The sequence below is a fragment of the Janthinobacterium sp. 17J80-10 genome (assembly GCF_004114795.1).
GTDB lineage: Bacteria > Pseudomonadota > Gammaproteobacteria > Burkholderiales > Burkholderiaceae_D > Paucimonas.
Window position 1 is genome coordinate 1,455,000 of record NZ_CP035311.1, and the last position, 13,846, is coordinate 1,468,845.

The 13,846-nt window shown below is 58.6% G+C and carries 11 protein-coding genes; 9 read left to right on the plus strand and 2 right to left on the minus strand.

The features are described from left to right. Positions 1-100: 100 nt before the first annotated feature. Entirely contained in the window at positions 101-946 is an 846-nt protein-coding gene (gene folD / locus EKL02_RS06605; protein ID WP_128901310.1) for a bifunctional methylenetetrahydrofolate dehydrogenase/methenyltetrahydrofolate cyclohydrolase FolD, read from the minus strand. Between the two features lie 305 nt (positions 947-1,251). Here folD and aceE point away from each other — a divergent pair, with 305 nt between their 5' ends. From aceE to EKL02_RS06630, 5 genes are all read left to right on the plus strand, one after another. Beyond that, entirely contained in the window at positions 1,252-3,948 is a 2,697-nt protein-coding gene (gene aceE, locus EKL02_RS06610; protein WP_128901311.1) for a pyruvate dehydrogenase (acetyl-transferring), homodimeric type, read from the plus strand. 105 nt (positions 3,949-4,053) lie between these two features. Next, entirely contained in the window at positions 4,054-5,370 is a 1,317-nt protein-coding gene (aceF, locus tag EKL02_RS06615) for a dihydrolipoyllysine-residue acetyltransferase (protein WP_128901312.1), read from the plus strand. Between the two features lie 31 nt (positions 5,371-5,401). After that, complete coding sequence (locus EKL02_RS06620) at positions 5,402-5,974, plus strand: MFS transporter (RefSeq protein WP_128901313.1); 573 nt, start codon at positions 5,402-5,404, stop codon at positions 5,972-5,974. A gap of 15 nt (positions 5,975-5,989) precedes the next feature. Next, positions 5,990-7,774, plus strand: coding sequence for a dihydrolipoyl dehydrogenase (gene lpdA / locus EKL02_RS06625; RefSeq protein ID WP_128901314.1), 1,785 nt, complete (start codon positions 5,990-5,992; stop codon positions 7,772-7,774). Positions 7,775-7,925: 151 nt separating this feature from the next. Further along, positions 7,926-8,675 carry a glutamine amidotransferase gene (locus EKL02_RS06630; RefSeq protein WP_128901315.1) on the plus strand — a complete coding sequence of 250 codons (750 nt, stop codon included), beginning with the start codon at positions 7,926-7,928 and terminating at the stop codon, positions 8,673-8,675. A 64-nt stretch (positions 8,676-8,739) separates the two neighbouring features. Here the strand turns inward: EKL02_RS06630 and EKL02_RS06635 are convergent, their stop codons facing one another. After that, positions 8,740-9,633, minus strand: a complete 894-nt coding sequence (locus EKL02_RS06635) for a LysR family transcriptional regulator (RefSeq protein ID WP_128901316.1) — start codon at positions 9,631-9,633, stop codon at positions 8,740-8,742. A gap of 206 nt (positions 9,634-9,839) precedes the next feature. Here EKL02_RS06635 and EKL02_RS06640 point away from each other — a divergent pair, with 206 nt between their 5' ends. The 4 genes from EKL02_RS06640 (at position 9,840) to EKL02_RS06655 (ending at position 13,782) form a co-directional block, all read left to right on the plus strand. Further along, positions 9,840-10,817, plus strand: a complete 978-nt coding sequence (locus EKL02_RS06640) for an aldo/keto reductase (RefSeq protein WP_128901317.1) — start codon at positions 9,840-9,842, stop codon at positions 10,815-10,817. A 306-nt stretch (positions 10,818-11,123) separates the two neighbouring features. Then, positions 11,124-12,074 (plus strand): aldo/keto reductase, encoded by a 951-nt coding sequence (locus EKL02_RS06645; RefSeq protein WP_241687808.1) that lies wholly within the window; start codon positions 11,124-11,126, stop codon positions 12,072-12,074. An 82-nt stretch (positions 12,075-12,156) separates the two neighbouring features. Then, positions 12,157-13,182, plus strand: coding sequence for an alpha/beta hydrolase (locus EKL02_RS06650; protein ID WP_241687852.1), 1,026 nt, complete (start codon positions 12,157-12,159; stop codon positions 13,180-13,182). A 168-nt stretch (positions 13,183-13,350) separates the two neighbouring features. After that, entirely contained in the window at positions 13,351-13,782 is a 432-nt protein-coding gene (locus EKL02_RS06655) for an HIT domain-containing protein (protein ID WP_128901320.1), read from the plus strand. The last annotated feature ends 64 nt before the right edge of the window (positions 13,783-13,846 follow it).

A 13,846-nucleotide genomic window follows, 5' to 3' on the forward strand; every position in this document is an offset into this window, starting at 1 on the left:
TGCAGTATGCGTAAAAGCTTGCAAGCTTTTACCGCTACGCCGGCAAGCGGCATGCCGCTTGAAACCCCGGCTCGCTCTCATAAACTCTATCCCCAATTAGTTAAACTCGTTCCGCTGCTTCAATCGTATTTACCAGCAGCATGGTAATCGTCATCGGGCCCACGCCGCGTGGCACCGGGGAAATATAGCCAGCGACGTCCTTTGCGCCGGCGAAATCGACATCGCCGCACAGCTTGCCGTTTTCATCCTGGTTGATGCCGACATCGATGACGATGGCGCCCGGCTTGATCATGTCTGCTTTCAGGGTATTGCGGCGGCCGACGGCGGCCACCACCACGTCGGCCTGGCGGGTGTGGTAGCCCAGGTCCGGCGTTCCGCTATGACAGATGGTGACGGTAGCGTTGGCTTGCAAGAGCAGGAGTGCCATCGGCTTGCCGACGGTATTGCTGCGGCCGATGACCACGGCATGCTTGCCGCGCAAATCGACGCCGGTGCTTTCAATCATTTTCATGCAGCCGTACGGGGTGCAGGGGCGGAAACCCGGCAGGCCGGCCATCAGTTCGCCGGCGGACAGCACCGAATAGCCATCCACATCCTTGGCAGTGGAAATCGCCTCGATGACCTTGTGCGCGCTGATATGGGGCGGCAGCGGCATTTGTACCAGGATGCCATGGATGGCGGGGTCCTTGTTCAGGGCGTCGATGCGTGCGAGCAAGTCGGCTTCGGCCAGGCTGGCTTCGTATTTTTCCAGCACGGAACGCAGGCCGGCGTCTTCGCACGCCTTGACCTTGTTCCTGACATACACGTGGCTGGCAGGATCATCGCCCACCAGGATGACGGCCAATCCGGGCTGTTTGCCTTGCGCGGTAAGCGCTGCCGCACGTTCTGCGACTTCGGCGCGGATTTTTTGGGAAAGCAGGGTGCCGTCAATAATTTGTGCAGTCATGATGAGTGTATCAAGATTAAAAGTGGTCAAAACGAGATTATAGAGCCTGGCTCGCCAGACAAGGCTGCCGTAAAGGTAATCCGTTTGGAGTTAATCTTCATGCAACATGTTCCGTCAGGCGTTGGCAAACGTTGCATTGATTATATCTCGCACTGCACCATATATCTCATAATGTGGAATGCAATCTCGCTATTTGAAAAAATAAAAAGCCGTGCTACACTTTTTGCCAATGCCGCAGTTTTAATTAATGACATGCCGGATTTACATGTGGCGCACTGCATGAGCCGGCCATACAGGAGACAAGAATGTCAGCCCAACTCGACCAATTGATGACGCAGGCAGCCAATGACCCGGATGTCGTGGAGACACGGGAATGGCTGGATGCGCTTGAGGCCGTCATCGAAAACGAGGGAACCGACCGCGCCCATTACCTGATGGAGCGCATGGTGGACCTGGCGCGCCGGCGCGGCGCCCATATCCCGTTTTCCAGCAATACCGCCTACGTCAACACGATTCCCGCCCATCTCGGCGCCCATTCCCCCGGCAACCTGGAATATGAAGAGCGCCTGCGCTCCTGGATGCGCTGGAATGCCATGGCGATGGTGGTCAAGGCCAACCGCGCCGATGGCGACCTCGGCGGCCACATTTCCAGCTTTGCTTCGCTGGCCAACATGCTGGGCACCGGCTTCAACCATTTCTGGCATGCGCCGACCGAAGATCATGGCGGCGACCTGCTGTACATCCAGGGTCATTCCTCGCCCGGCATCTATGCCCGCGCCTTCCTAGAAGGGCGCCTGTCCGAAGACCAGTTGCTGAACTTCCGCCGCGAGGTCGACGGCAAGGGCCTGTCTTCCTACCCGCATCCGAAGCTGATGCCGGATTTCTGGCAATTTCCCACCGTATCGATGGGCCTCGGGCCGTTGATGGCGATCTACCAGGCGCGCTTCCTGAAATACCTGCATGCGCGCGGCATTGCCGACACCGCAAAACGCAAGGTCTGGGCTTTCTGCGGCGATGGCGAGATGGACGAGCCGGAATCGATGGGCGCCATCGGCATGGCAGCACGCGAGCAGCTCGACAATCTCGTCATGGTGGTCAACTGCAACCTGCAGCGCCTGGATGGCCCGGTGCGCGGCAATGGCAAGATCATCCAGGAACTGGAAGCCGATTTCCGCGGCGCCGGCTGGAATGTCATCAAGGTGGTCTGGGGCGGCTACTGGGATGACCTGCTGGCGCGCGACAAGGATGGCATCCTGCAGCGCGTGATGATGGAAACCGTCGATGGCGAATACCAGAACTGCAAGGCCAATGACGGTGCCTACGTGCGCAAGCATTTCTTCGGCAAGCATCCGAAGCTGCTGGAAATGGTCGCCAACATGTCCGACGACGATGTCTGGCGCCTGAATCGCGGCGGCCACGATCCGCACAAGATTTACGCGGCCTTCAAGGCGGCCAGCGAGCACAAAGGCCAGCCGACCGTCCTGCTGGTCAAGACCATCAAGGGTTTTGGCATGGGCAAGTCGGGCGAGGCGCGCAATACTGCCCACCAGACCAAGAAGCTCGATGACGAGGCCGTGCGCGAGATGCGCGACCGCTTCAATATTCCGATTCCCGACGACAAGCTGCACGAAGTGCCGTTCTTTAAGCCGGCTGACGATGCGCCGGAAATCAAGTACCTGCATGAGCGCCGCAAGGCGCTGGGCGGTTACTTGCCGCAGCGCCGCATGCAAGCCGACGAAAAGCTGCCGGTGCCGGAACTTTCGGCATTCAAGGCAGTGCTGGAGCCGACGGCGGAAGGCCGCGAGATTTCGACGACGCAAGCGTATGTGCGCATCTTTACGGCACTGCTGCGCGACCCGAACCTGAGCCAGCGCCTGGTGCCGATCCTGGTCGATGAGTCGCGCACCTTTGGCATGGAAGGCCTGTTCCGCCAGATCGGCATCTTCAGCCAGCAAGGGCAGTTGTACGAACCGGTGGACCGCGACCAGGTGATGTATTACCGCGAAGACAAGGCTGGCCAGATCCTGCAGGAAGGGATCAACGAGGCGGGCGGGATGAGTTCATGGATCGCCGCGGCGACGTCGTATTCGACGAACAACCGCGTCATGATCCCGTTCTACACGTTTTATTCGATGTTCGGCCTGCAGCGCGTCGGCGACCTGGCCTGGGCTGCCGGCGACATGCGTGCCCGCGGCTTCCTGATGGCGGGCACTGCCGGGCGCACCACGCTGAATGGCGAAGGCCTGCAGCATGAGGACGGCCACAGCCACGTGCTGGCATCGACCATCCCGAACTGCATGCCGTACGACCCGACCTATGCCCACGAGCTGGCCGTGATCATCCACGATGGCTTGAAGCGCATGGTGGAAAAGCAGGAGGATGTGTTCTATTACATCACCATCATGAATGAGAACTACAGCCATCCCGGCCTGAAGGAAGGCCAGGAGGAAAACATCCTGAAGGGGTTGTACCTGCTGCAGGAAGGCGACGCAGGACTCAAGCACCGCGTGCAGCTCATGGGCTCCGGCACCATCCTGCGCGAATCCATCTTCGCCGCGGAGTTGTTGAAAAATGACTGGGGCATTGCCGCCGATGTCTGGTCGGCGCCGTCCTTCACCCTGCTGGCCCGCGATGGCGAGGAGGTCGAGCGCTGGAACATGCTGCATCCCGCAGACAAGCCGCGCGCAGCGCACGTGACGCAATCGTTGCAGGGCACCAAGGGGCCGATCGTGGCGACCACCGACTACATGCGCACATTTGCCGAGCAGATCCGCGCGTACATGCCGAAGGGGCGCAGCTACAAGGTGCTTGGCACCGACGGTTTCGGTCGCTCGGATACCCGCGCCAAGCTGCGCGAGTTCTTCGAAGTCAATCGCTACTTCATCACGGTGGCAGCCTTGAAGGGACTGGCGGACGACGGCGCGATTTCGGCATCCGTGGTGGCCCAGGCGATCGCCAAATACGGCATCAACCCGGAAAAGCCCAACCCGATGACGGTCTGAACGATCACCACCTGAATAAAAAAACTGCCTCCCTCAACGGGGAGCGCAACCACCAGTAAGAGGTTCCTTCCCCTGGCAGGGGAGGCGGAGAACGGAGCTATAACCATGAGCATGACAGAAATCAAGGTGCCGGACATTGGTGACTTCAAGGAAGTGGAAGTCATTGAATTGCTGGTCAAGGTGGGGGATACGATCAAGGCGGAGCAGTCGCTGGTCACGGTGGAATCGGACAAGGCGAGCATGGAAATTCCCGCCAGCCACGCCGGCGTGGTCAAGGAACTGAAGGTCAAGATCGGCGACAAGGTGGCCGAAGGGTCGGTGCTGCTGGTGCTGGAAGCACAGGATGGCGCTGCGGCGCCGGCAGCTGCACCGGCTGCAGCCGCGCCGGCGCCGGCGCAATCTGCTGCGCCGGCGCCTGCCGTCGCGGCGCCTGCTGCGCCATTGCCGGCGGTGCAACCGCAGCCAACCATGGCCGTGGTCGAGAGCGCGCCGGCTCCAGGCGGGCGCAAGCCGCACGCGTCGCCCTCGGTGCGCAAGTTCGCGCGTGAGCTTGGCGTTGATCTGGCGCGTGTGCCGGGTTCTGGTCCCAAGGGCCGCATCGTGCAGCCGGATGTCCAGGCTTACGTAAAATCGGTGGTTTCCGGCGCAGCCGCGCCTGCGGCTGCTGCGGGCGGCGGCGCCGGCATGAACCTGCTGCCGTGGCCATCGCTGGACTTCTCGAAGTTTGGCGCCACCGAAGTACAGCCGCTGCCGCGCATCAAGAAAATCAGCGGTCCGAACCTGCACCGCAACTGGGTAATGATCCCCCACGTGACGCAGTTCGACGAGGCCGACATTACCGACCTCGAAGAATTCCGCAAGTCCAGCAATGCTGCGCTGGCCAAGTCCGGCGTCAAGCTGACCATGCTGGCGTTCGTGATCAAGGCCTGCGTGGCCGCGCTCAGGCAATACCCTGCCTTCAATGCGTCGCTCAATGAGAAGGGCGAGAACCTGATCCTCAAGCAGTATTACAACATCGGCTTTGCCGCCGATACGCCAAATGGCCTGGTGGTGCCGGTCATCAAGGATGCAGACAAAAAGGGCATTTCACAGATCGCGGCCGAAATGGGTACGCTGTCAGCGCAGGCCCGCGATGGCAAGTTGAAGCCCGCGGACATGCAGGGCGCCAGCTTTACCATCTCATCGCTTGGCGGCATTGGCGGCACGGCGTTCACGCCGATCATCAATGCGCCGGAAGTGGCGATCCTGGGCCTGTCCAAGTCGGCCATCAAGCCAGTATGGGATGGCAAGCAATTCGCCCCGCGCCTGCTGCTGCCGCTGTCGCTGTCGTATGACCACCGCGTCATCGATGGCGCTATGGCCGCGCGCTTCACGGTATTCCTGGGCGAGGTGCTGGCCGACATGCGCAAGACCCTGCTGTGAGCGGCGCAGCCGACCTTACCGGAGAGCTGGCATGACCACCTGCGTCGTCGTCAAGAAGGATAACCAGATTGCCATCGCCGCCGATTCGCTGGTGACATTTGGCGACACGCGCCTGTCGAGCGCCTATGAAGCCAACCGCAAGATTTTCCAGGTGGGCGAATCCTGGATCACCCTGGCGGGGACGGCGGCACACTTTCCGGTCATGCGCAAGCTGCTGACCGAGATGGGCGAGGATTGCAAGCTGAGCAGCCGCGAGGAAGTCTTCGAGACGTACTCGAAGGTGCACCAGATTTTGAAAGAGAACTACTTCCTGAATACCAAGGAAGACGAAGACGATCCTTACGAATCGTCGCAGATCACTTCGCTGATTGCCAACCCTTACGGGATTTTTGGCGTGTATTCGTATCGCGAAGTGTTCAGCTTCGACCGTTTCTGGGGCATCGGCAGCGGGCGCAATTTTGCCCTGGGAGCGATGTATGCAGTCTACGAGCAGCCCGGCAGCGCCCGCGACATTGCTCTGGCTGGAGTGCAGGCCGGGGTCGAATTCGACAAGAGTTCCGCGGCGCCGTACCAGGTTTACAGTATCGAAATGAAACAAGAATAAGTTGGAGATAACGCTATGTCTACGCTGGAAATGAAGGTACCCAATATCGGCGACTTCAAGGATGTCGAAGTCATCGAACTGCTGGTCAAGCCGGGCGACACGATCAAGGTGGACCAGTCGGTCGCCACGGTCGAGTCGGACAAGGCCAGCATTGAAATTCCCGCCAGCCACGCCGGCGTGGTCAAGGAGCTCAAAGTCAAGCTGGGCGACAAGGTGTCAGAAGGCGCCTTGCTGCTGGTGCTGGATGTGCAGGAGGGCGCTGAGGCGCCTGCCGCAGCAACGGCTGCCGCAGCGCCGGTTGCTGCCCCCGCGGCGGCGCCATCGGCGCCCGCTGCTGCCGTTGCCGCGCCTGCCGCCGCCAGCTTTGCCGGCCAGGCCGACATGGAATGCGATACGCTGGTGCTGGGCGCCGGCCCCGGCGGGTATACCGCCGCCTTCCGCGCCGCCGATCTCGGACAGAAAGTGATCCTGGTCGAGCGCTACCCGAGTCTCGGGGGCGTTTGCCTGAATGTCGGCTGCATTCCCTCCAAGGCCTTGCTGCATGCCGCCAAGGTGATCACCGAGTCCGAGGAAATGGCCCATGCAGGCGTCAAGTTCGGCAAGCCGGAAATCGATATCGACGGCTTGCGCGGCTGGAAGGAAGGCGTCATCAAGAAGCTGACCGGCGGACTGTCCGGCCTCGCCAAGGCGCGCAAGGTACAGGTCGTGCAGGGCAAGGGCGGATTTTCCTCTCCCAACACCCTGACAGTCGAAACGCCGGACGGCAGCAAGACCATCGCCTTCCGCAATGCCATCGTCGCCGCCGGCTCGTCCGTCGCGAAGATTCCCGGATTTCCCTATGACGATCCGCGCCTGATCGATTCCACCGGCGCGCTGGAACTGCGCCAGATCCCCAAGCGCTTGCTGGTGATCGGCGGCGGCATCATCGGCCTGGAAATGGCTTGCGTGTATGACGCCCTGGGCAGCCGCGTGACCGTGGTCGAATTCGCCGACGGCCTGATCCCGGCGGCAGACCGCGATATCGTCAAGCCGCTGCAAAAGCGCATCGAGAAACGCTATGAGGCGATCTACCTGAAGACCAAGGTAACCAGGCTGGAGGCGCGCGCGGAAGGCTTGCTCGCCACATTCGAGGGCGCCGAAGGCAGCAACAATGCGCCGGCGCAGCCGCAACTCTACGACATGGTCCTGCTGGCGGTGGGGCGCCGCCCGAATGGCCGCGAGATCGCTGCCGACAAGGCGGGCGTCGTGGTCAACGAGCGCGGCTTCATTCCCGTCGATGCACAGCAGCGCACCAATGTGCCGCACATTTTCGCCATCGGCGATATCTGTGGCGACCCGATGCTGGCGCACAAGGCGACCAACGAAGCCAAGGTGGCCGCCGAAGTCATCGCCGGCCACAAGGTGGCGTTCGACGCCATGACCATTCCTTCCGTTGCCTACACCGACCCTGAAATCGCCTGGATGGGCGTGACCGAAACCGAAGCCAAGGCCAAGGGCATCCCGTATGAAAAGGCGGCCTTCCCGTGGGCGGCATCTGGCCGCGCGCTGGCAATGGGGCGCGATGACGGCGTCACCAAGCTGCTGTGGGACCCGGAAACCAAGCGCATCATTGGCGCGGGCATTGTTGGCGTGAATGCCGGCGAATTGCTGGCGGAGACGGTGCTGGCGATGGAAATGGGCGCCGACCTGGAAGACCTGGCGCTGACCGTGCATGCCCATCCGACCCTGTCGGAGACGCCCATGTTCGCCGCCGAGATGGGACTGGGCATCATCACCGACCTTTACGTGCCGAAGAAGTAGGCAGCGCTTCCTGCAACTCTCCCTTTTACGCGGCCCGCGGGAAACCCGGCCGCGTTTTTTTGTGTGCGCAGGTAAGTGCAATCCTTTCCCTGCGGGTATCTCCTGTATCTGGCATTATTTCACTTGCAGATATTTCGCAGGATGCCGGCACATGAAACCTTTAGTGATCTTTAAAGTTGGAGAAACATTTAGCGGACTCTCGCGCCAGATCGGTGACTTCGAGCATTGGATCATGAACGGGATCGGATCGGCGGCGATCCCCGTGACCGTCTTGGATCCGCGCACGGCGGGAGCCCTGCCGGACATATCGGATGTCGCGGGAGCCATCATCACCGGATCGCATGGCATGGTCACCGACCAGGCGCCCTGGAGCGAAAGCCTGGCAGCATGGTTGCGCTCGGCGGTGTCGCACAATGTTCCGGTGCTGGGCATTTGCTATGGCCATCAATTGCTGGCGCATGCGCTGGGTGGCGAAGTGAGTTATCACCCTGAGGGAATCGAGCTTGGAACGGTGAGCGTCAGGCTGACTGACGCCGCACGACTCGATTCATTGTTCCAGGGTTTGCCGGACGAGTTTGGAGCACAGGTTGTCCACCGGCAGAGTGTGCGCAAGCTTCCCCCAGGCGCCGTCTTATTGGGCGGCAATGCATTTGAACCGCACCAGGCGTTCCGCGTAGGCGATGCTGCATGGGGCGTGCAGTTTCATCCTGAATTTAGTTCGGTTGCCATGTCCGGCTATATCGACGAGCTGGGAAGACGTTCGGACCTGGAACCGATGGCGTCGAAGTCCTTGTTAAAGAATGTCCTGGCCACTGATGACGCTGCCTCGCTCTTGCCGAAGTTCGCTGAGCTGGCGAGTCGTCACTCGGCATTTAAATCCGGTTCAAGCGAAAACCGTTAGTTAGCTGCAGTCGCGTCCGCCCCAAAGCAGACATTCCCGGACCTGCACGGACCGATCCCATTCTTCAGGCCCGGTAGCGTAATGCCTCGACGAGCAGGGCGAATGCAGGCGAAGGCTGCCGCCGGCTTGGATAATAGAGGTGGTACCCGGAAAAAGTCGGGCTCCAGTCTTCAAGTGCCGGAATCAGCCGGCCTTTGGCGACATCGTCTTTCACGACGTCCTCAAGCATAAAACCCAAACCTAGTCCGGCCACAGATGCTTTGAGCATCTGCGACACGCCGTTGACAACAAGCTGCCCGTCGACGCGCACGTTCAGCTCCCGCCTGCCTTTTTTCATCTCCCAGGCATATAAGCCACCCAGGGTCGGCAAGCGCAGGTTGATGCAACTGTGATGGGTCAAATCCTGCGGTGTCCTGGGTGGCGCGTGCTCCGCAAAGTAGGCTGGGGAGCCAACGACTACCATACGTACGTCCGGACCGATGCGTACGGCCACCATGTCCTTTGCAACCTGCTCCCCAAGCCGCACCCCTGCGTCATACCGCTGCTCGACAATATCGACCAACCTGTTTTCCGAGTTGATTTCAATCTTGATGTCAGGGTATTCAGGCAGAAATTTTGCCAGGGTCGGCATGAGGACCGTATTTGATGCATGTTCGGAGGCGGTAATGCGCACCGTCCCCGCTGGCTTGTCACGCAGCTCGCTCAAGGCTGCCAGTTCCGCCTCAATCTCTTCAAACCGCGGCGCCAAGGTTGCCAGCAGCCTTACTCCCGCATCGGTGGGTGAAACCTTGCGGGTTGTTCTGGCTAGTAAGCGAATCTTCAGCCTCGCCTCCAGTCCGCTGATTGTCTGGCTCAACGCCGACGGTGAGATACCGATTTGCGCTGCTGCGCGGGTAAAGCTTCCTTCACGCGCAACTGCGACGAAGGCTAATAGATCATTGAAGTTTTCTCGCGCCATTTTTTAGTTCACCTTAATAGTTTATGCAGATTATATGGGCTAATCAAAGGGACTCATATTGTCTACAGTACGGATCGACAATGCGACATTTCCGGACTTGACGGTGTTTGAGAGTTTCTTGCCTAAATAAAACAACACGGTGATCGCAACAACGCGTTCTGCATTGCGCCGAATGACACGTTCGATATTTGAATGGAGAGTAAAAAATGAAACAGCGCCAACTTGGAAACACCGGCCTGAGAGTTTCAGCCATCGGCCTCGGCTGTATGGGTTTGAGTTACGGCTATGGTCCGGCAACGGACAAGCAAGCGGCGATCAAGTTGATTCAGTCGGCCGTTGAGCAAGGTGTGACGTTCTTCGATACGGCAGAGGCCTACGGCTTGAATGAGGAACTTGTCGGCGAAGCCTTGAAGCCTTATCGGGACAAGGTTGTAATCGCGACCAAGTTCGGTTTCAGGCATGGTGACGTCACTGCCGGGCTGGACAGCCGCCCCGAACGGATCAGGGAAGTCGCAGAAGCATCATTGAAACGCTTAAAAACCGATCGTATCGATCTGTTCTACCAGCACCGTGTCGATCTCACTGTGCCGATTGAAGATGTCGCCGGCACGGTGAAGGACTTAATTCAGCAAGGCAAGGTCAAGCATTTTGGGTTGTCCGAAGCAGGCGTCGCCACGATCCGTCGCGCCCACGCAGTCCAGCCTTTAGCAGCGCTGCAAAGTGAATATTCGCTCTGGTGGCGCGAGCCTGAGCAGGAAATCTTGCCGGTAATAGAGGAACTGGGCATCGGTTTCGTGCCATTCAGCCCCTTAGGCAAAGGTTTCTTGACGGGCGCTATCAACGAAAACACACAATTCGACAGCAGCGATTTCCGCAATCTCGTGCCGCGCTTCGCAGAAGAATCACGCAGCGCGAACCAGGCCTTGGTCGATCTGCTGGGGGACATTGCCGCAAGCAAGCAGGCCACCCGAGGACAAATTGCATTGGCCTGGCTGCTGGCAAAAAAGCCATGGATCGTGCCAATTCCAGGCACCACCAAATTGCACCGGCTGGAAGAAAACATCGGCGCTGCAAATGTGCAATTGACACCTGGCGAAGTGAGCAATATCGACGCCGCCTTTTCGCGTATCACCGTTCAGGGCGACCGCTATCCGGCGTCTCTTCAGGCGCGCGTAGGACGCTGATCGTTCATCGAGATATGGGATGAAACAACGCAATTCCATATCCCGCAGGGACGTCCAGGTGGAGGCAAACCAAAACCGATGGACTGGACAATAGACATGGCAACCAAACCGGAAACACAGGGCAATCGCCGCAGGTTCCTGCTTGCAGCGGGAAGCCTCGCAGCAGCAGCACCATTCGCTGGCCACGCACAGGAAAAGGCATCTGCCAGGCGTGGAGCCGCATCGGGCCCTGCCTCAGCGGGAGTCGTAGGGCGCCGAAAACTTGGGGCACTGGAAGTCTCCAGCGTGGGTCTCGGTGTGCAGAACATGAGCCGCACCTATCAGACGACGGTACCCAGCCGGCCTGAAATGCACAACATCATCCGCACTGCCTTCGACCGAGGCGTCACCTTTTACGACGCGGCCGAGGCGTACGGTCCGCATGAGGTGGAGCGGATCCTGGGGGAAGGCGTGGCGCCTTTCCGCGACAAGATCGTTATCGCAACCAAGTTCGGCTGGAACATTGATCAGGAAACCGGCAAGCGACTCCCGGGACTGAACAGCCGACCAGAGCATGTGAAGCGGGTCGTCGAAGGAATGCTGAAACGCTTGCGGACCGACCGCATCGATCTGCTGTACCAGCACCGGGTCGACCCGCAAGTTCCCATTGAAGATGTGGCTGGCGCCATCAAGGACCTGATGACGCAAGGCAAAGTCCTGCACTGGGGCCTGTCGGAGATGGGGTTAAATACCCTGCGCCGCGCGCATGCTGCCTTGCCCGTCAGTGCGGTTCAGAACGAATATTCGATGCTGTGGCGTGGCCCTGAAAAAGGCGTCATTCCGCTCTGCCAGGAACTGGGGATCGGCTTTGTACCCTGGAGCCCGCTCGGGGTTGGGTTCCTGACGGGCGCCATCGATGCCAACACGCGATTCGCTGATGGCGATATTCGCAAGATCGAGTCCCGGTTCGCCCCTGAGAACCTGCCCAACAACCTGGCGCTCGTAGAGTTATTAACGAGCTGGGCAGCGCGCAAGCAGGCAACGCCAGCGCAAATCGCGCTAGCCTGGCTGATGGCTCAGAAACCATGGATTGTTCCCATTCCCGGAACCACGCAGATGCCACACATGCTGGAAAACATCGGTGCAAGCACGGTTCGTTTCAGTGCGGATGAACTTGCAGAGCTCGATCGGTCCGTAGCGTCGATCCAAATTCGAGGGGCACGGCTGCCGGACGCAGTGCAGGTGTTCTCTGACGTCGAGGCACCTCCGAAGATCTGATCAAATAATGATTGACCACCGAATACAGGGTTTATGCAGATAGGAGTTTGAAATGAAATCTCGATTTTTGAATGCAACACTCATGGCCGCGGCTATTGGCACTTCATCTGGCGGTGCGATTGCTGCAGATTATAAAAAAAATCCGTTCATGCTGGTATATGACGGCGCGATTGCCGAAAACGTCAAAGGGAAAGTCAATATTCATCCCGTTACTTATCCGCTGAATGGCCTGGATATTGCTGCCAACGTTTATACGCCGCCCAATTACACTCCAGGCAGGAAATACCCTGCTGTGGTGGTGGCCCATCCGAATGGTGGGGTAAAAGAGCAAGTTGCCGGACTCTATGCCCAACGTTTGGCAGAACAAGGCTACATCACCATCACTGCTGATGCAGCGTATCAAGGCGCCAGCGGTGGCATGCCGCGGCAAGTGGATAAGCCGGCAAACCGGATCGAGGATATTCACGGCATGGCTGACTTCATCACGCAATATGCCGGCGTGGATGCTGGCCGTTTAGGCTTGCTCGGACTCTGCGGTGGCGGCGGCTATTCGTTAAAAGCGGCACAATCTGACAAACGATTCAAATCCATCGCCACCTTGAGCATGTTTAACTCTGGTCGGGTTCGACGTAACGGCTACATGGATTCGCAACGTTCATCCATTCAAGAGCGCTTGAAACAAGCTTCCGATGCGCGCGCGCAAGAAGCGGCCGGAGGCCAGATTATCTATGCTGGCGATGCCAATCTGAGCGACGAACAAATCGCCAAGCTGCCATTTGATCTGTATCGCCAGGGCTATGAATACTACTGGAAGACGCATGCGCATCCCAATTCGACCTTCCGCTACACGATGAGCAGCCTTCTCGAATTAATGAATTTCGACGCTGCCAGCAATATGGATTTGATCAATCAGCCATTGCTGATGATTGCAGGCAGCAAAGCCGATTCCCTGTATATGACCCAGAGCGCATTCAAGGATGCGACCAATGCGAAGGATAAAGAGCTTTACTTCATTGACGGGGCAACCCACATTGAAACCTATTGGGTGCCGCAATACGTAAATCAAGCCATGGGTAAATTGACCCAGTTCTTCGGAAAATATCTTTAGGCGTCTACACTCGGATGTCCGCATCCGGCTGAATCCGGATAAGCCAAATCGGGCTAAAATTGGTGTTTCGTATCAAAGGCATTTGATCAATGCACATCCGCCCAGCCATGGAATCTGCCTTTGACGACATAAAATCTGAATGGCCTACATTAAGTGCAGAGCAATATGATGAAATACGATCACCAAAACCCTTTTGCCAGAATATTGCGCGGTGAATTGCCGTCGATTAGGATTTACGAAGATGACGCCACAATCGCGATCATGGACATCATGCCGCAATCCGAAGGGCATGTCCTCATCTTGCCAAAAGAGCCGGCTATTGAGATTTTCGAACTATCGATCGAAAGTGCGGCCGCCTGTATTCGAACTACCCATAAAGTGGCAGCCGCGGTCAAGGCTGCGTTGAACCCGCCAGGTATCATGATTGCGCAACTCAATGGAAGCGCAGCCGGCCAGACCGTACCCCATGTGCATTTCCATGTGATCCCGAAGCATGACGGGGAACCGCTTAAGCTGCATGCGGCTGTTCTTGCAGATCAAGACCTGCTTCGTGAAGTTGCCGATCGGATTATTGCCGCTTTACCTGCGGATACTTTCTGATCAACTTTAGAGCTGCGCAAGACCGCACCGAAGCGGCATTTAATGCCCAATGCGCTCGTTTCAA